Here is a 17,598-nt window from a genome sequence, read left to right as displayed (position 1 = left end):
CTAGGCCATTGCGGTTGCGCAAGGCTGAACAAAGCTGTTCGCGCCTTGTTCCCTTTTGCTTGCCCCAGCCCGCGCGGCGGGTTAACCCCTCGGGCATGATCGCCAAACTGACCGGCACGCTTGACGATTTCGGCCCTGACTGGGCGGTGATCGACGTCGCCGGGGTCGGCTATCTGGTCCAGTGTTCGGCGCGGACGCTCAGTGCCCTCGGTGTGCGCGGAGACCGGGTGACGGTCCACACCGAAATGCAGGTCAGCGAGAACGACATGCGGCTGATCGGCTTCACCAGCGGCGGTGAGCGCGAATGGTTCCGCCTGCTCACCGGCATCCAGGGCGTCGGCAGCAAGATGGCGCTGGCGGTGCTTTCGGCGCTGACGGTCGACGAACTGCAACGCGCCTGCGCCGGCGGCGACGCGGCGATGGTCGCCCGCGCGCAAGGCGTGGGGCCCAAGCTGGCGGTGCGGATCGTCAATGAATTGAAGGACAAGGCCGGCGCGCTGCCCAGCGTGGCGGGCGCGGCGCTGGCGTCGGCCCCGGCGGGTTCGGCCAGTTCGGATGCGGTCTCGGCGCTGCAGAACCTGGGCTTCAAGCCAAACGTGGCGACCGAAGCGGTGGCCCGCGCGCTGGAGGAACTGGGTGACGGGGCGGAACTCAACGCGCTGGTGCGGGTGGCCTTGAAGAGGGCGGCGGGGTGAATTGCCTCCAACAACTCCTTGATCGTCACCCTGAACTTGTTTCAGGGTCCATTTCTCGGATTGCCCGGAGCAAGCGGCGGCAAACCCAGCCCCACGGCAAGGTCGGTCCAATGCGGGTTGTGCTCGTTGATCAGGTTGATCTTCCACGGTCGGTGCCAGCGCTTCAGCCGCTTCTCGCGCAGGATCGCGGGTTCCATCTCGCCGAAAAGTTCGTAGTGAACCAATCTGTAGATCTTATGCCGACTGGTGAAGCCTGGCAGGGCATTGTTGCGATGTTGCCAAAGGCGCGCGATCAGATCGGAAGTAACGCCAATGTAAAGCGTGCCGTAGTGCCCGCTCGCCAGAATGTAGACGCAAGGGAGCCGTTCCTGCCGCATGCGGTGAAGCGTGCCGCGAAATGGACCCTGAAACAAGTTCAGGGTGACGGAAACGGGATGGGAATGGAGGCATCGTTCGCATGACCGATAACCCCATCCTCACCCCCCAACGCCAGCCGGATGACGCTGACGCTGCGCTCCGGCCGAAAACCCTGTCCGAATTCGTCGGCCAGGCTGCCGCCAAGGACAACCTGCGGGTCTTCATCGAAAGCGCCAGGTCGCGCGGCGAGGCGATGGATCATGTGTTGTTCTTTGGGCCGCCGGGGCTGGGCAAGACCACGCTGGCGCAGATCGTTGCGCGCGAACTCGGGGTCGGCTTTCGTGCCACGTCCGGGCCAGTGATCGCCAAGGCCGGTGATCTGGCCGCGCTGCTGACCAATCTGGAAGAAGGCGACGTCCTGTTCATCGACGAGATTCACCGCCTCAACCCGCAGGTCGAGGAAGTGCTCTATCCGGCGATGGAGGACCGCGCGCTCGACCTGATCATCGGCGAGGGGCCCTCGGCGCGCTCGGTGCGGATCGATCTGCCGCCGTTCACGCTGGTCGGCGCGACTACCCGCGCCGGGCTGCTGACCACGCCGCTGCGCGACCGTTTCGGGATCCCGGTGCGGCTGAATTTCTATACGGTGCCGGAACTTGAACGGGTGGTGACGCGCGGCGCGGGGCTGCTCGGGATCGGGATCGATCCAGCGGGGGCGCAGGAAATCGCCCGCCGCGCGCGGGGGACGCCGCGGGTCGCCGGCCGTCTGCTGCGCCGGGTTCGCGACTTTGCCCACGTCGCGGGCGACGGGGTGGTGACGCGCGAGATCGCCGATGCCTCGCTGACCCGGCTGGAAGTCGATGCGCTGGGGCTCGATGCGATGGACCGGCGCTACCTGATGATGATCGCCGATATATACAAGGGTGGCCCGGTCGGGGTCGAAACGCTCGCGGCGGGTCTTTCCGAGCCGCGCGATACGATCGAGGATGTGATCGAACCTTACCTGATCCAGCTCGGCCTGATTGCCCGCACGGCGCGGGGCCGCTGCCTAAACGACCGGGCCTGGCAGCACCTGGGAATCGCCCCTCCCAGCGGCGCAGCCGGGCCGCTGTTCGATTCTCCGGATCCCGGGGTAAAATAACCATCTCGGCAACATCGCGTTGGGGATTGGCGCGATATGAGTTCCAGAATGGGACACAAGCTGCCCGGCCTACACGCAATCTGCATTTTTCCCGGATCGGGACCCCCGAAACACGGTTAATATGATTGTCGCTTTAACGTTCCTCTGTCCTTTTGGCTTTATCGGGGCGTGCAGATGGCGTTGGGCCGTCAGCATAACAGCCCCCAGGGCAATAGAGAGCAGAGCTTATGTCGGTTCGGATGGCACTTGCGAAACTTGCGGCTTTTACGGCTGCTGGCGCGGTTGCGGGCGGTGGTGCGGTGCATGTCGCCGAGGCTCCAGCAGCGCAGACCACATACGTCAAGCACGCGAAACCGACCAAGCGCGTCGCGGTTAGCAAGCCGCGCGGCAAGGTGACCGTGCACAAGCGGCGGGTGCTGGCCAAGGGCCCGGTCAGCAAGACCAAGAAGATCCGGCGCGTGGTCACCAAGTCCTACACCTGCGACGCGCCACAGCAGATGGCCATGGCCGTGCCGATGATGCCCCAGCTGCCGCAGCAGCCGATGCCCGAAGGCGGCAGCGGCGGGCAGACCGTGATCGTCGGCGGCAGCGGCGGCTACGGGATGGGTGGCGGCTTCTTTGGCGGCTTCTTTGGCGGATCGAGCAGCGGCGGCGGCGGTTCGGTTGTCGTCACCAGCACGACCACGGGATCGACCTCCAGCTCCTCGTCAGGCGGTTCGACCTCGACCGGCGGCAGCTCCACCTCGACTTCGACCGGCGGCAGCTCGACCTCGTCGACCACGGGCGGCGTTTCGACCTCGACCGGCGGTGTCTCGACCTCGACCGGCGGTGTTTCCACTTCGACTGGCGGCGTTTCGACCTCGACCGGCGGCGTGACCAGCACGACGACCACCTCGTCGGGCAACGTCAGCACCTCGTCGGGCAACGTCAGCACCTCTTCGGGCAATGTCACCAGCTCGTCTTCGACCAGCACATCGAGCTCGACCAGCTCGTCGACCTCAACCTCGAGCTCGACGTCCACTTCGGGCTCGTCTTCGACCAGCTCGTCGACCTCGACCAGCACCGGCGGCCATACTTCGGGCGGCCACACCTCTGGCGGACACTCGACCGGCGGCCACGACGTTCCGGCTCCGCCGATGATGGTGCTGTTCGGTGCGGCCGCAGCGGCCGTGCTCGGCCGGCGCCGGATCGCCCGCAAGGCGGACTGAACCAACAGTAATTCAACCAGATCTTGGGCAGGGGCGGTCCGCAAGGGCCGCCCCTTTTGCTTGTTCGCTCAAAGGCCGCGAGCGGGGCCGCGCACCCAGTCTTCGCCAAGCTGCCGGGTGCTGACCACATCAGCCAGTTCCCACACGTTGCTATACCCATAGCCGTGCAGGTTGACGAAGGTCGGGATGTTGAGCGCCATGTCGACGCGCTTGGTCACCACCGGCGCGGCGTTGTCAGCGAAATTGTTGTTGCAATAGATGTAGATCGGTCGGTTCGGGTGCTTGCCGATCACTTCGCGCAGCGCCTCGTCAGTGAAGTCCGAAAACGGCAGGTTCACCGCGCCCTTGATATGCCCCTGGTTGTAGGCCCGCTCGGACCGGGCATCGAGCAGCAGCGCGCTTTCGCTACGGGCCTTGGCGATGAACTTGTCCCACGGCAGCCGGTGCGCCTCGCGAACCGGCTCAAGCTCCTGCGCGAGCTTGAGGAAGCCCTTGTAGTCGATCTGCGGATTGGCGGTCTGGGCCAGCGCCGGGGCGGCGAGTGCCAGAGCAATCGCGGTGAACAGCAGGCGGGGCATCGCGTTCCTCCCGTTGTGGAAACGGAAAGGAAGGCTGCGCCCCGCCGGCTAAACCGTGGCTGAACGGATCAGGCCGCCAGCTTGCGCAGAACGTAGTGCAGGATCCCGCCGTTCATGAAGTACTCGACCTCGTTGGCGGTATCGATCCGGCACAGCGCGGTGAAGCTGAACTGGCTGCCGTCGCCGCGGGTCACCTGGACTTCGACGTCCTCGCGCGGGGTCAGGCTGGCGACGCCCTGGATGGTATAAGTGCAATCGCCATCGAGGCCGAGCGACGTGCGGGTTTCACCGTCCTTGAACTGCAACGGCAGCACGCCCATGCCGACCAGGTTCGAACGGTGGATGCGCTCAAAGCTCTCAACGATCACCGCGCGCACGCCCAAGAGGTTGGTGCCCTTGGCGGCCCAGTCGCGGCTGGAACCGGTGCCGTATTCCTTGCCGGCGACCACCACCATCGGCGTGCCATCCGCCTTGTGCTTCATCGCGGCATCGTAAACCGGCATGACTTCGCCGTTGTACTTGCTCATGCCGCCTTCGATGCCCGGGACCATTTCGTTCTTGATCCGAATGTTGGCAAAGGTGCCGCGCATCATCACTTCGTGGTGGCCGCGGCGCGCGCCGTAGCTATTGAAGTCGGCCTTGGCGACCTGATGCTCCATCAACCACTGGCCCGCCGGGCTGTCAGCCTTGATGTTGCCGGCCGGGCTGATGTGGTCGGTGGTGATCGAATCGCCCAGGATCAGCAGCGGCTTGGCATTGACAATGTCCTGCACCGGGGCGGGGGTCATCGACATGCCCTCGAAATAGGGCGGGTTGGCAACATAGGTCGAACCGGCGCGCCACTGGTAGGTTTCGCTGCCGGTGACGTTGATTGCCTGCCAGTGGGCATCGCCCTTGTACACGTCGGCATAGCGGGCCTGGAACATCTCGCGGGTGACGCAGGCGGCCATGGTGCTCGCGACTTCGAGGTTGGTGGGCCAGATGTCCCTGAGGAACACGTCCTGACCGTCCTTGCCGGTGCCGATCGGCGTGGTGACGAAATCGTCGATCACCGTGCCCTTCAGCGCATAGGCCACCACCAGCGGCGGGCTGGCAAGGAAGTTGGCGCGCACATCAGGCGAAACGCGGCCTTCGAAGTTGCGGTTGCCCGAGATCACGGCGGCGGCGACCAGGCCGTTTTCGTTGATCGCCTTGCTGATCGGTTCGGCCAAGGGGCCAGAGTTGCCAATGCAGGTGGTGCAGCCATAGCCGACCAGGTTGAAGCCGATATTGTCGAGGTGCTGCTGCAGTCCGGCCTTGACCAGATAGTCGGTGACGACTTGGCTTCCGGGGGCCAGCGAAGTCTTGACCCAGGGCTTGGGCTTGAGGCCCAGCTCGTCGGCCTTCTTGGCGACCAGCCCGGCGGCGACCAGCACGCCGGGGTTGCTGGTGTTGGTGCAGCTGGTGATCGCCGCGATCATCACGTCGCCGTCGCCGATATCGAAGTCCTTGCCGCTTACCGGCACGCGGGTGTTGGCGCGCTTGTAGGTCTCGGCCATGTCCTTGGCGAAGACATCGTCGACGTCTTCAAGGTTGACCCGGTCCTGCGGGCGCTTCGGCCCGGCGAGCGAGGGGACCACGCTGCCCATGTCGAGTTCGAGCGTTGAGGAGAAGATCGGATCGGCCGCATTGGCATCGATCCAGAAACCCTGCTGCCTGGCATAGGCTTCGACCAGCGCAATCTGGCTTTCCTCGCGGCCGGTCAGGCGCAGATAGTCGATCGTCTTGTCGTCGATCCCGAAGAAGCCGCAAGTCGCGCCATATTCGGGGGCCATATTGGCGAGCGTCGCGCGGTCGGCGAGGCTCAGCGAGGCGAGGCCCGGGCCGAAGTATTCGACGAAGCGGCCCACCACGCCGTGCTTGCGGAGGAGATTGGTGCAGGTCAGCACCAGGTCGGTCGCGGTCACGCCTTCGCGCAAGGAGCCGGTCAGCTTGAAGCCGACCACTTCGGGGATCAGCATCGAAACCGGCTGGCCGAGCATCGCGGCCTCGGCTTCGATCCCGCCGACGCCCCAGCCCAGCACGCCCAGGCCGTTGATCATGGTGGTGTGGCTGTCGGTTCCGACGCAGGTGTCGGGATAGGCCACGGTCGCGCCGTTCTGGTCGGTCGAAGACCAGACTGTCCGAGCAATGTTTTCCAGGTTTACCTGGTGGCAGATCCCGGTGCCCGGGGGGACGGCGTAGAAATTGTTGAGCGACTTGGAACCCCACTTGAGGAAGTCATAGCGCTCCATGTTGCGGTGGTATTCGATCTCGACGTTTTCTTCGAAGGCCTTGGGATGGCCGAACTCATCGACCATCACCGAGTGGTCGATCACGAGGTTCACCGGGACCAGCGGGTTGATCTTGCTGGTGTCGCCGCCCAGCTTGGCGATCGCATCGCGCATCGCGGCGAGGTCAACCACGCAGGGCACGCCGGTGAAATCCTGCAGCAGCACGCGGGCCGGGCGGTACTGGATTTCGTTGGTCGATTCCTTGGGGTTCTTCTGCCAGTCGACGACCGCCTGGACGTCGGCGGTGGAGACCGTGAAGCCGCCGTCCTCGAAGCGCAGCAGATTTTCCAGCAGGACCTTCATCGAAAACGGCAGGCGGCTGATATCGCCGAGCTTGGCTGCGGCCTTGCTGAGCGAATAATAGGCGTAGTCCTTGCCGCCCACGTTGAGCGTGGAGCGGGTGCCGAGCGTGTCCTGTCCGACCTGGGTCATGCGAATGTCTCCTGAACTGTGGAGACCTTACGTATCCGGCGAAGTGTTTGGGCGCGCCCCTATTCGCGGATGCAGCAAGGCCGTCTGTCGGCGCCGCCGATGCGCGCGAAACGGGTTCAGGTCAAGGGGCGGAAGGTCCGGATTAGACTAAAGTACGGTCTGTTCGGTATGGACGGGTTGCCGTTTCGCCGCGATCCAGCAGCCGATCACGATCAGCACCGCACCCGCGATGGTGGGGAGGGTCAAGGCTTCGTCGAAAATCAGCCAGCCGAACAAGGCGGCCCAGACAAAGGCGCTGTATTCCAAGGGCAGCAGCACCTGGGTTTCTTCGCGGCCATATCCCCAGGAAATCATCATCAGCGAAATCGCCGCCAGCACCGCCGATCCGCTGACATAGCCCTGCACCGCTGTTGAGGGCTGCACCGCCAGCCACGGAGCCAGCAGGCCCAGAAACAGTGAGGCGAACAGCGCCTGAAAGGTGGCGACCTCGATCGGCGCGGCGAGTTTCGCCTGCTGGCGCTGGAGAATCAGGTTCCAGGCATAGAGCACGGCCGAACCAAGGATCGCGGCGATCCCCCAGGCGGCCTGGCTGCTGTAACCGCCCTCGCTCAGGCGGGCACCGGCGATAACCGCTACGCCGGCCAGGCCCAGCACCGAGGCGAAGATCGCCCGGCTCTCGATCTTTTCGCCCAGCAATACGGCTGCCAGATAAAGAGCAATCAGCGGAGCGATGAAACTGATCGCCATGCCTTCGGCCAGGGGCAGAAACTTGAGGCCATAGAAGAACATCGTGGCCATGATCGCGCCGTTCAGACCGCGCAGCCCATGAAGCCGCAGAGCTTCGCGCTGCGGCCAGACTCCGCCCGAAAGTCGCCACAGCGGAACCATCAAGGCGGCCCCCAGCAGCGAACGCCACAGCATCGCGTTGTAGGCACCGACTTCCAGGCTGGCGCCTTTCATCAGCGCGTCCATCACCGAAAAGCTGGCGATCCCGGCGGCAACCGCCAGGAACGGCATCATGTGGTGGTGCTTGCTTGGCTGGCCGGATGGCACGCTGGTTCTCCCCAAAGGTCCGGGTAAGGTAGGGGCATGGACGGCGCAAGAGGCGGCAACGCGGTGTAACCAATCGCGCAGTTGCGCCGAACTTCGTCTGGCAATAGGCAGGGTGCGTAGCGGAGGACGGGGATGGCCGAGCAGTCACACGGAACGAATGGTTCCCCGCGCGGCGGCGATCTCGTCCGCCGCCATGGCTGGCTGACCAGGGTCTGGCACTGGTTCAACGCCGTGGTCGTCACCGTCATGCTGATGAGCGGGCTGATGATCTTCAACGCTCATCCCCGGCTGTACTGGGGCCACTACGGGGCCAATTCCGATCCGGCCTGGCTCGATCTCGAAAAGGTGAACGACGGCATTCCCTTTCCCGGCGCGGTGACGATCCCGTCGGCCTACAGCCTGGCCGATGCGCGGCTGTGGCATCTGGCTTTCGCCTGGCTGCTGCTGGCGGCGCTGCTCGTTTATCTGCTCTGGACGCTGCTGAGCGGGAGGCTGCGCCGCGAGATTGCCCCGCTCCCGGCTGAACTCGCTCCGCGCCACTTGTGGCACGATCTGCGCGAGCATGCGCGGCTGCGCTTTCCTACCGGAGCCGCCGCGCTGCGCTATAACGTGTTGCAGAAGCTGGCTTACAGCGCTGTCCTGCTGGTGCTGCTCCCGGGAATCGTGCTGACCGGGCTGGGCATGTCGCCGGCGATGGATGCGGCCTGGCCGTGGCTGTTGGACTTGCTGGGCGGGCGGCAATCGGCGCGGTCGCTGCACTTCCTCTGCGCCTTTGCCCTGGTCGGATTCTTCCTGATCCACATTGCGATGGTGGTTCTGGCCGGACCCGTCAACGAACTGCGCTCGATGATCACCGGCTGGTACCGCTTGCCCGCCGAGCGGGAGGACCGGGCATGACGCTATCGCGCCGCAAGCTGATCGGGATGGGCGCGGCCGGAGCTGGCGGGCTGCTGCTCGGCGGGTGCGACCGGCTTAATGCCAGTTCCGGCTTTCGCGATAGTCTGGCCAGCGCCGAAGGATTGACCATGCGCGCGCAGCGGCTGCTGATGGGCGATGCCCTGGCGCGGGAATTTACCGAGCGTGAGATGTCGCCCAGTTTCCGGGTCAACGGCAATTCCAAAGTCGAGGACACTGCCTATCGCCGCGCGCTCGCCAGCGGCTTTGCAGGCTGGACGTTGCGGGTTGACGGGCTGGTCCAGCGTCCGCTGGCGCTTGGCCTCGATGCGCTGAAGGGCCTGCCCCAGCGCACCCAAATCACCCGGCACGATTGCGTGGAGGGCTGGAGCGCGATCGGGAAGTGGCAGGGGCCGCAATTGGGTCCGATTCTCGCCGCGGCCGGTTTACTGCCCGAAGCGCGCTTTGCGGTGTTCCACTGCGCCGACGCTTTTGACGGCAAGCCGTACTATGAATCGATCGACCTGATCGACGCGTTCCACCCTCAGACGATCCTTGCCTGGCGGATGAACGATGCCCCGCTCAGCGAAGGCCACGGTGCCCCGGTCCGGCTGCGGGTCGAACGCCAGCTTGGCTACAAACAGGCCAAGTTCGTGATGCGGATCGAACTGCGCGCTACCCTCGCCGGCCTATACGGCGGCAAGGGCGGCTATTGGGAGGATCACCGCGGCTACCAGTGGTACGCCGGAATCTGAGCTACATCAGCTTGCGGACTTGCTCCGCCGAATAGAGCCACAGGTCGGCGCCCTCGCGCTTGACGCTGCCCATCGCCTTGTTGAATTCGGCCATGTGCGCGCTAGCGCTGTGAGCTGCGAGCGCTTCCTGGCTTTCCCAGCGTTCGGAAATCCGGATCAGGTCAGGGTCGGAAATGTCCTGCGCGAAGGAATAGTGCAGGCAGCCGGCTTCTTCGTTGGTCGCCTTGACCATGGCGATGCCTTGTTCACGGACCTTTTCGAACTCGCCTGCGCCCAGTTTGAGCCAGCCTTCGATGAGCAGCATATCCCTCTCCCTTTGTTTGGTGCGGACAGGCCATCCGGCCGGTGTTGCACTGTCTCAGCGAAAGCTGAGACCGTCAACAACATGCGTTTAACACCACGGAACGCGGGGGCCGCGCAAGTAGGGTCGGACCACTTTCGCGGCGACCAGATCATCGGCGATCGACTGGACCGTGCCGTCGGGGCGAGCCCGGACCAGATTGTGCAATTCGCGGCCATATTCGTCGCGGGCGGCGGGATCGGGTCCGGTCAGGAAGAACGGGCCCTGATTGAGCAGGGCGATCAGTGCGGCGCGGGCCGCTTCTCCCTGGGCCTGCTCGGCCGGGCAGCGCGGCGGATGCAGTTCGGGCGCGTCGATTCCAATGATGCGGATATGGCGCGTGCCCAGAATGATCGTGTCGCCATCGGGTGCGCAGGCATTGGAGCCGCCCTGGCCGCAGACCACGAAGCGCGCCGCGATCCGCTCGCTATCGGCCTGCGGCGGTTCGGGCGCGGGCGGGGCGGAGAGAAAGTACCACGCCGCGGTGACCAGCAGCGCGGCGCCCAGCCACCACTTCAGCGCGGCCCAGAACGCGGCCCAGCGCGAGCGCCCTTGCCAGCGGTGCGTCGGCAGGATGCGTCCATATCCTTGGGTGCGGCGGGGCCAGGCCATGGCCCGGCGGTAAGGCTTCGATCACCGCGCGGCAAGCAGCACGCACCAGTCGCTGCGCCTGCCCCGCCAGGGTTCGGCCAGTCCTTCGCGGACCAGCTGTTCACCCAGCGAGCGGCCACCGCGTCGGGCTACCCGCAGCGCGCGGCCATAGCGGTCGGTGGCGCGGCCTTCCGCTTCGAGTGCAAAGGGGCCGGCGTTGACCAGGACAAGCAGACGCCGCTTGGCCTGTTCGCCCAGCGCGCGTTCGGCGGGACACCCTGCCTGATCGGTTTCAGGGGCGTTGATATCGGCGAGGCGGACCTTCTCGCCATTGACCCACAGGGTATCGCCATCGACAACACAATTGGTCCGAGGGCCTTCGGCGCAGAGCGTGAAGGCGGCGGCGAGGGTGAGCAGCGAGAGGGCCATGCGCCAGGCATGGCCGGTGCCGCCGGTCTCCGGCCATCCGTGAAACCACGCAGTTTCCCTCGATTCCGGAGGCTTAGAGGCTGAGGAACAGCCCGGCCAGCGCGGCGCTCATCAGATTCGAGAGGCTGCCCGCGGCCAATGCCTTGAGCCCCAGCCGGGCGATCAGCGGGCGCTGGTTGGGGGCGAGGCCGCCGGTTACCGCCATCTGGATCGCGATCGAGCTGAAGTTGGCAAAACCGCACAGCGCAAAGGTGACGATGCCGATGGTCTTTTCCGACAAGCCCTGCGCCGCGCCGAGATCGATGAAGGCGACGAATTCGTTGAGCACCACTTTGGTGCCGAAAAATCCGCCGGCCGACATCGCTTCGCTCCAGCTCGGCGCGCCCAGCAGGTAGAACACCGGGGCGAAGACATAGCCAAGGATCAGCTGGAACGAGAGCTGCGGATTGCCGAACCAGCCGCCGATCCCGCCGAGTATGCCATTGGCCAGCGCGACCAGCGCGACAAAGGCCAGCACCATCGCGCCGACCATCACCGCCAGCTTGACCCCGGTCTGGGCGCCTTGGGCGGCGGCCATAATCACGTTGGCGGGGCGTTCTTCCTCGTCGGGGATCTTGATCTCGCCAGGCTCCACCAAGGCTTCGCCCTTGGGATCGGGCATGATGATCTTGGCCATCAGGATGCCGCCCGGTGCCGACATGAAGGCGGCGGCGACCAGATAGTCGATCCGGATGCCCATCGAGGCATAGGCCGCCAGGATCGTGCCCGCGACGCCGGCCATGCCGACGCTCATCAGGCAGAACAGCTGGCTGGGGGTCAGCGCGGCGAGATAGGGCCGGATCACCAGCGGGCTTTCCGACTGGCCGACGAAGATGTTGGCCGCAGCAGAGAGGCTTTCAACCTTGCTGACCCCGGTGATCTTTTCCAGCGCGCCGCCGACCCAACGGATGATCAGCTGCATCAGGCCAATGTAATAGAGAACCGAGATCAGCGCGGCGAAGAAGATGATCACCGGCAGCGCGGCGATGGCGAACGAATTGCCGCCGATTTCGGGCTTGGCCAGCGGCCCGAAGATGAATTCGGTTCCCGCGTGGGCATAGCCGAGCAACGCGGAAACCCCGCCGGCTATCGCTTGCAGCACCCGGTTGCCCCACGGCACATAGAGCACCAGCGCGGCGAATCCGGCCTGCAAGGCAAAGGCCGCGCCGACCACGCGCGGGCGAATCGCCTTGCGGTCCGACGAAAGCAGAAAGGCGACGGCAAGGATCAGAGCGATCCCGAAAAGGCTCATCAGGTGCGGCATGGTGTGGTGCGTCCCCCGGGGAATTGCAGTTGCCGGATTGGTAGCGGGCTTTGCCCGACAGTCAAATCCGGCGCTTCAGCAAGCTGTGGGAGGATCGCCCGCAGGGCATTTACTTGCCCGTTCACCGCGTTAAGCCTTGGCCGATGCAGAACCAGTCCGCCGCCTTCCCGCGTTCGCTCTTCGTCTATTCGCTGCTGTACGGCGGGCTGTGCGTCCTCGCCGGGGTGATGGGGGTGAAGCTCGCCTCGCTTGGGCACTGGCCGGTGCTGGGTGATCTCGCGGTGGAAAGCGGGATCTTCGCTTTCCTGTTCCTGGTGATTATTTCCAGCGCGGTGGCCGAACTCTACGGGCAGGACCGCGCCAATCAGCTGGTCCGGTTCGGCTTCGTGCCGCTGATCGTCTCGATGGTGATGCTGACCTTGGTGATCCGGGTGGTCCCACCGGCCTCGTTCTGGAGCGATCAGGATGCTTTCGCCAAACTGCTCGGCCAGGGCGTGCGGATGCAGTTCGCCGGGCTTATTTCCTATGGCACTTCGCAGACGCTCAACGTCTACCTGTTCAGCCGGATCGCCGGGGGGCAGGGCAAGGCGCTGGTGCTGCGGGCCTGGGTGGCCAGCCTGCTCAGCCAGATCGTCGACACGATCCTGTTCATCACGATCAGCTTTTACGGGCAGGACATGCCGCTGGGGCAGATCATGGAAGGCCAGATCATTTCCAAGCTGGTGCTTTCCACCATCATGGTTCCGCCGCTGATCGTGGTCTTCGTCAAGCTCGGGCGCTGGCTTGACCGGCCGCAGCCCTGAACCTGACAGCGAACACCGGTTCAAACGGCCGGATAATCGTTCCAAGCTACTGACATGGCGCGGTAAATTCGAAATCGGGTGTAAACTTCCGATTCCGGCCTGATCGGACCTGAGATCTTTCGGGGAAGGTCGGCTCATTCCGGCGAGGGTAAGCCGCGCGCGGCATGTAGGACAGCGCGGATTTGCCCCGATGCACGAAAGCGCTTCAAATCCCGCCAAACCGGGCTAAAGCGCGCTCACTATGCCGCACAACCACGATCCCGCGATGCTCGCCAAGGCCGAAACGCTGGTCGAGGCGCTGCCCTATCTCCAGCGCTATGCGGGACAGACTTTCGTGGTAAAATATGGCGGCCACGCGATGGGCGATCCCGATCTGGCGCATGACTTTGCCGAGGATGTCGTGCTGCTCAAAGCGGTCGGGATCAATCCGGTGGTGGTCCATGGCGGCGGGCCGCAGATCGGCGCGATGCTCAAGAAGCTCGGGGTCGAAAGCAAGTTTGTCGATGGCCTGCGGGTAACCGACAAGGCCACCGCCGAAGTCGCCGAGATGGTCCTGTCGGGCGCGATCAACAAGGAGATCGTCCGCTGGATCGCCGGTGCGGGCGGCAAGGCGATCGGGATTTCGGGCAAGGACGGCGGGCTGGTTACGGCCAGCAAGGTTCAGCGCACCACCAAGGATCCGGGCAGCAATATCGAACAGGTTGTTGATCTCGGCTTCGTCGGTGAACCCAAGACCGTCGATACCTCGGTGATCAAGACCATCTCCGATGCCGGGATGATCCCGGTGATCGCCCCGATCGCGGTGGGCGAGGATGGCGAGACCTACAATATCAACGCCGATACCATGGCCGGGGCGATCGCCGCAGCGCTGGGTGCGGCGCGGCTGTTCCTGCTGACCGACGTTGCCGGGGTGCTGAACAAGGACAAGCAGCTGCTGACCGACCTTCGCCCCGCCGACATCGAAAAGCTCCAACAGGACGGCACGATCAGCGGCGGGATGATTCCCAAGCTGGAGACCTGCATCCACGCGGTCGAGGCCGGGTGCGAGGCGGCGGTCGTGCTCGACGGGCGGGTGCCGCACGCCATGCTGCTCGAAATCTTCACCTCGCGCGGGGCCGGTACGCTGATCCGGGCCTGAGGCCAGGGAACCCGCTGCAGGCGCGGTGGTTCTTGTAACGATGCGCATTGGCAATTTCCTTCTCACCGCAATCCTCCTGGCCGGAGTGTCCGGCTGTGATCGACCGGGTCAGCAGGGCGGCAATCCTCCGCTGGACGCGACTGACTCGACCTTGCCGTCCCAGGCCAGCGAACCGCTCCCACCCGCGACCGCGCTGCCCGATCCTGGCAGCTTCCCTCCGATGACGACTCCGGTGCCGACACCCGAGGCCGCGAAGGGAGAGAAGGGCGCGCGCAACGTGCTGATCGAATGGGCCCGGGCTGTCGAACGGGGCGATTTCGACCGCGCCGCCGCGCATTGGGGTGAGCGCGGGACGATGTCCTCCGCCCAGCATGCCGAACGCTTCGGACCACTGGGCAAGCTCTCCGTTTCGCTCGGCGACGGACAGGTCGAAGGCGCGGCCGGCTCGCTGTACTACGAAGTGCCGGTGACCGTCTCAGGCCCGAACGGAGCGTTATCGGGTGATATCGTCGTTCGCCGTGTCAACGACGTCCCGGGAGCAAGCCCGGCGCAGCTGCGCTGGCATATCGAGCGGCTGGATCTGTCGCGCTAAAGTCTGCCAAGACGGGCCAACTTCGTGATCGACATTCTATGATCGTCACCCTGAACTTGTTTCAGGGTCCATTGCTCAGCTCAGACTATTGCCTGGAATCGCAAGCTGTCCGCGCGGTTGGCGCGCGACACGGCGCTTTGGATAACCGGCCCAATGGACCCTGAAACAAGTTCAGGGTGACGGGGTATAGTGGGAGAATGGGACCGAGGTGGGCGACAAGCAGGCGCGGCTTAATCATCTTTCGCCTGCCAAGAATGTAAGCAATTCATACAAAAAGATTGATGGGAGAAGCTCCGGTTGCTCCGCTGCATGGCCTTGGCTATCAGCGCCGCACCAACCGGAAGAGGATATATCTGTGCTATTGGTCCTGATCAGCGTGATTTCGCTCCTCGTGCAGCTCGTCATCGCCCTGGTGATCGTCCAGTTCGTGGTCAGCCTGCTGTTCGCCTTCAACGTAGTCAATCCGCACAACGAGATCGCCGGGGCGATCTATCGCACATGCAATATGCTGCTCGATCCGGTCCTGCGGCCGATCCAGCGGATCATGCCCGATACCCGCCCGATCGATCTTTCGCCGATGGTCCTGATCTTCGGCCTGACAATACTAGAGCGGCTCCTGATCCAAGCCGCTAGCCAGGGGATGTAAATGACTGCCGCGATTATCGACGGAAAAGCCTTTGCCGCGGGCCTGCGCGCCCGCATTGCCGATTTTGCCGCTACGTTCGAACAGAGCGCCGGGCGCAAGGCTGGCCTGGCCGTGGTGCTGGTCGGCGAGGATCCGGCCAGCCAGGTCTATGTCGCTTCCAAGGCCAAGCAGACGGTCGAATGCGGCATGGCCAGCTTCGAGCACAAGCTGCCGGCTGACACCTCGCAGGAGGTGCTGATGGCACTGATCGACCAGCTCAACGCCGATCCCACGGTCGACGGCATCCTGGTCCAGCTGCAACTGCCGGGGCATCTCGACGAGCAGGCCGTGGTAGAGCGGATCAGCCCTGAAAAGGATGTCGATGGCCTCACCCCGCTCAGTTCGGGGCGACTCGCGCTGGGTCTGCCGGGTCTGGTCCCGTGTACCCCGCTGGGCAGCCTGATGCTGCTGAAGGATCGCCTCGGCAGCCTTTCGGGGCTGGAAGCCGTTGTGATCGGTCGCTCGATCCTGGTCGGCAAGCCGATGGCGCAGCTGCTGCTGGCCGAAAGCTGCACGGTGACGATCGCACACAGCCGGACCAAGGATCTGGCCGATGTGGTGCGCCGCGCCGATATCGTGGTCGCCGCGGTCGGCCGGCCGGAGATGGTCAAGGGCGACTGGATCAAGCCGGGCGCGACGGTGATCGACGTCGGGATCAACCGCCTTCCGCCCGCCGAGGGTGCCGCCAAGGGGCGGCTGGTCGGCGATGTCGACTATGCCGGGGCGATGGAAGTCGCCGCTGCGGTCACGCCGGTTCCGGGCGGAGTCGGGCCAATGACCATCGCCGTATTGCTGCGCAATGCGCTGGTCGCGGCGCACCGCAACGCCGGTGTCGCGCTGGCTGACGGGGCGCTCTGACCAATCGACTCGCCACCGGAGCACGGGGGCGCTAGATTGGCGGGCATGAAGCGCTTGATTCTCGGGGGGCTGGCGTTCGCGCTCGCCTCCACGCCCGCCCTGTCGCAGGACCGCCGCAACGACGGCACCGCCGGCCATGCCAATCCTGGCGCTGTTGTGGCGGAGGAACTGGCCTTTGCCCGGCTGGCCCAGGAAAAGGGGCAGTGGACCGCCTTTCGCGAAACCGCGACCAAGGACGCGGTGATGTTCGTGCCGCAGATGGTCTATGCGCAGGAATTCCTGAAGGACAAACCAAACCCACCCAAGCCGGTAACCTGGCAGCCGCATCAGGTCTGGTCGAGCTGTGACGGATCGCTGGCAGTCACCCGCGGGGCCTGGCAGCGCCCCGACGGGACCAGCGGCTGGTTCACCACGGTGTGGCAAAAGCAGAAGAACGGCCGCTACAAATGGGTGCTCGATCAGGGCGATGCCTTGCCGATGCCGCTCGATCCGCCCGACATGATCGTCTCCAAAGTGGCCGATTGCCCGCCGGGCTATCGCGGCCGTGCGCCCAAGGCAAAAGACTTCAAGGGCAAGCTTGCGCCGCTCGATCCGGTGCGCCGCATTGGTCAATCGCTTGACGGCACGATGGGCTGGGAAGCGGTGGTCCAGCCCGATGGCGCGCGCCGCTTTACCGTGGCGATGCAGGTCGATGGGCAGCGGGTGACCGTGCAGGACGTGCAAGTGGAAGCCCCGGCCAAATAGCCATGTGGGAGCTGTTCCTTTCTGCCTTCGTCACCCTGTTTGTGGTGATCGACCCGCCGGGCTGTGCTCCGATCTATGCCGGGCTGGTCAAGGGTGCCAGCAACCGTCAGGCGGTCGGCATGGCGGTGCGGGCCACGATCATTGCCACAATAATCCTGCTGATCTTCGCGCTGTTTGGTGAAGACCTGCTGGGCGCGCTGCATATCGAGCTCAACTCGTTCCGGATCGCCGGCGGGATCATGCTGTTCGTGATCGCGATGGACATGGTCTTTGAAAAGCGCACCCAGCGGCGCGAGGAGCGGGCCGAGAAGGTCCGTGCCGAAAACGCCCAGACCCCGGAGGTCGATGACGTTTCGGTCTTCCCGATGGCGATGCCGATGATCGCCGGGCCGGGATCGATCGCGACGATCATGCTGCTGACATCGCGCGCGCAGGGGACCGAGCAGACGCTGGTCGTGCTTTCTGCAATGGGTGCAGTGCTGCTGCTGACCCTCGCCGCGCTGGCGGCGGCAGGTCCGCTGATGCGCTTGCTCGGGACCCGGGTCGAGGCAGTGATCACCCGCCTGCTCGGCGTGCTGCTCGCCGCGCTGGCCGCGCAATATGTCATCGATGGGATAAAGGCTGTGCTGGTATGATGCGTGCAATTCCTCTTGCTGCGGCGATCCTGCTGGCGGCCTGATCTGGCGGCGA

At 64.8% G+C, this 17,598-nt stretch carries 20 protein-coding genes; 12 read left to right on the top strand and 8 right to left on the bottom strand.

From position 1 onward, the window contains the following. The first annotated feature begins 95 nt into the window (after nucleotides 1-95). The gene (gene ruvA, locus B2V17_RS16430; RefSeq protein ID WP_292999604.1) at nucleotides 96-695 is read left to right on the top strand and encodes a Holliday junction branch migration protein RuvA; all 600 of its coding nucleotides are present in this window, start codon (nucleotides 96-98) and stop codon (nucleotides 693-695) included. A 41-nt stretch (nucleotides 696-736) separates the two neighbouring features. Here ruvA and B2V17_RS16425 read toward each other — a convergent pair whose 3' ends face one another. After that, nucleotides 737-1,072: a GIY-YIG nuclease family protein gene (locus B2V17_RS16425; protein ID WP_292999602.1), complete on the bottom strand. Its 336-nt coding sequence runs from the start codon at nucleotides 1,070-1,072 to the stop codon at nucleotides 737-739. A gap of 80 nt (nucleotides 1,073-1,152) precedes the next feature. On the opposite strand from B2V17_RS16425, the gene ruvB reads away from it, so the two are divergent. Next, nucleotides 1,153-2,193, top strand: a complete 1,041-nt coding sequence (gene ruvB / locus B2V17_RS16420; protein WP_292999600.1) for a Holliday junction branch migration DNA helicase RuvB — start codon at nucleotides 1,153-1,155, stop codon at nucleotides 2,191-2,193. Between the two features lie 239 nt (nucleotides 2,194-2,432). After that, entirely contained in the window at nucleotides 2,433-3,401 is a 969-nt protein-coding gene (locus tag B2V17_RS16415) for an MYXO-CTERM sorting domain-containing protein (protein ID WP_292999598.1), read from the top strand. 68 nt (nucleotides 3,402-3,469) lie between these two features. Here B2V17_RS16415 and B2V17_RS16410 read toward each other — a convergent pair whose 3' ends face one another. The 3 genes from B2V17_RS16410 to B2V17_RS16400 all read right to left on the bottom strand — a co-directional run bounded on the left by B2V17_RS16410 (nucleotide 3,470) and on the right by B2V17_RS16400 (nucleotide 7,743). After that, nucleotides 3,470-3,979, bottom strand: coding sequence for a rhodanese-like domain-containing protein (locus B2V17_RS16410; RefSeq protein ID WP_292999596.1), 510 nt, complete (start codon nucleotides 3,977-3,979; stop codon nucleotides 3,470-3,472). Nucleotides 3,980-4,047: 68 nt separating this feature from the next. Further along, on the bottom strand, nucleotides 4,048-6,723 hold the full coding sequence (gene acnA, locus B2V17_RS16405; protein ID WP_292999594.1) for an aconitate hydratase AcnA: 2,676 nt from the start codon (nucleotides 6,721-6,723) through the stop codon (nucleotides 4,048-4,050). A 147-nt stretch (nucleotides 6,724-6,870) separates the two neighbouring features. Further along, nucleotides 6,871-7,743 carry a DMT family transporter gene (locus B2V17_RS16400; protein ID WP_292999592.1) on the bottom strand — a complete coding sequence of 291 codons (873 nt, stop codon included), beginning with the start codon at nucleotides 7,741-7,743 and terminating at the stop codon, nucleotides 6,871-6,873. Between the two features lie 165 nt (nucleotides 7,744-7,908). Between B2V17_RS16400 and B2V17_RS16395 the strand changes: the two genes are divergently transcribed. Both B2V17_RS16395 and B2V17_RS16390 read left to right on the top strand, forming a co-directional pair. Then, entirely contained in the window at nucleotides 7,909-8,673 is a 765-nt protein-coding gene (locus B2V17_RS16395; RefSeq protein ID WP_292999590.1) for a cytochrome b/b6 domain-containing protein, read from the top strand. Next, on the top strand, nucleotides 8,670-9,425 hold the full coding sequence (locus B2V17_RS16390; protein WP_292999588.1) for a molybdopterin-dependent oxidoreductase: 756 nt from the start codon (nucleotides 8,670-8,672) through the stop codon (nucleotides 9,423-9,425). The genes B2V17_RS16395 and B2V17_RS16390 overlap by 4 nt, the downstream gene beginning before the upstream one ends. A 1-nt stretch (nucleotide 9,426) precedes the next feature. Here the strand turns inward: B2V17_RS16390 and B2V17_RS16385 are convergent, their stop codons facing one another. The 4 genes from B2V17_RS16385 to B2V17_RS16370 all read right to left on the bottom strand — a co-directional run bounded on the left by B2V17_RS16385 (nucleotide 9,427) and on the right by B2V17_RS16370 (nucleotide 12,088). Next, entirely contained in the window at nucleotides 9,427-9,729 is a 303-nt protein-coding gene (locus B2V17_RS16385; RefSeq protein WP_292999586.1) for a putative quinol monooxygenase, read from the bottom strand. Nucleotides 9,730-9,816: 87 nt separating this feature from the next. Continuing rightward, entirely contained in the window at nucleotides 9,817-10,377 is a 561-nt protein-coding gene (locus B2V17_RS16380) for a hypothetical protein (protein WP_292999584.1), read from the bottom strand. Between the two features lie 21 nt (nucleotides 10,378-10,398). Next, nucleotides 10,399-10,785, bottom strand: a complete 387-nt coding sequence (locus B2V17_RS16375) for a thermonuclease family protein (RefSeq protein WP_292999582.1) — start codon at nucleotides 10,783-10,785, stop codon at nucleotides 10,399-10,401. Nucleotides 10,786-10,858: 73 nt separating this feature from the next. Next, nucleotides 10,859-12,088 (bottom strand): NupC/NupG family nucleoside CNT transporter, encoded by a 1,230-nt coding sequence (locus B2V17_RS16370; RefSeq protein WP_292999580.1) that lies wholly within the window; start codon nucleotides 12,086-12,088, stop codon nucleotides 10,859-10,861. Nucleotides 12,089-12,231: 143 nt separating this feature from the next. On the opposite strand from B2V17_RS16370, the gene B2V17_RS16365 reads away from it, so the two are divergent. The 7 genes from B2V17_RS16365 (at nucleotide 12,232) to B2V17_RS16335 (ending at nucleotide 17,543) form a co-directional block, all read left to right on the top strand. Further along, nucleotides 12,232-12,891: a queuosine precursor transporter gene (locus B2V17_RS16365; RefSeq protein ID WP_292999578.1), complete on the top strand. Its 660-nt coding sequence runs from the start codon at nucleotides 12,232-12,234 to the stop codon at nucleotides 12,889-12,891. Between the two features lie 241 nt (nucleotides 12,892-13,132). Then, the gene (gene argB / locus B2V17_RS16360) at nucleotides 13,133-14,029 is read left to right on the top strand and encodes an acetylglutamate kinase (RefSeq protein WP_292999576.1); all 897 of its coding nucleotides are present in this window, start codon (nucleotides 13,133-13,135) and stop codon (nucleotides 14,027-14,029) included. An 85-nt stretch (nucleotides 14,030-14,114) separates the two neighbouring features. After that, a complete protein-coding gene (locus B2V17_RS16355) occupies nucleotides 14,115-14,621 on the top strand; it encodes a hypothetical protein (protein WP_292999574.1) in 507 nt (168 codons plus the stop codon). A gap of 355 nt (nucleotides 14,622-14,976) precedes the next feature. After that, entirely contained in the window at nucleotides 14,977-15,267 is a 291-nt protein-coding gene (locus tag B2V17_RS16350) for a YggT family protein (RefSeq protein WP_324475779.1), read from the top strand. Then, a complete protein-coding gene (gene folD, locus B2V17_RS16345) occupies nucleotides 15,268-16,164 on the top strand; it encodes a bifunctional methylenetetrahydrofolate dehydrogenase/methenyltetrahydrofolate cyclohydrolase FolD (RefSeq protein WP_292999572.1) in 897 nt (298 codons plus the stop codon). A 45-nt stretch (nucleotides 16,165-16,209) separates the two neighbouring features. Continuing rightward, nucleotides 16,210-16,908 (top strand): hypothetical protein, encoded by a 699-nt coding sequence (locus B2V17_RS16340; protein ID WP_292999570.1) that lies wholly within the window; start codon nucleotides 16,210-16,212, stop codon nucleotides 16,906-16,908. Between the two features lie 2 nt (nucleotides 16,909-16,910). Further along, on the top strand, nucleotides 16,911-17,543 hold the full coding sequence (locus tag B2V17_RS16335) for a MarC family protein (protein ID WP_292999568.1): 633 nt from the start codon (nucleotides 16,911-16,913) through the stop codon (nucleotides 17,541-17,543). The last annotated feature ends 55 nt before the right edge of the window (nucleotides 17,544-17,598 follow it).

The organism is Novosphingobium sp. UBA6272 (assembly GCF_002440635.1).
Lineage (GTDB): Bacteria > Pseudomonadota > Alphaproteobacteria > Sphingomonadales > Sphingomonadaceae > Novosphingobium.
The sequence above is the reverse complement of the archived record's forward strand: the minus strand, read 5'-3'. Positions and strand labels throughout refer to the sequence as shown.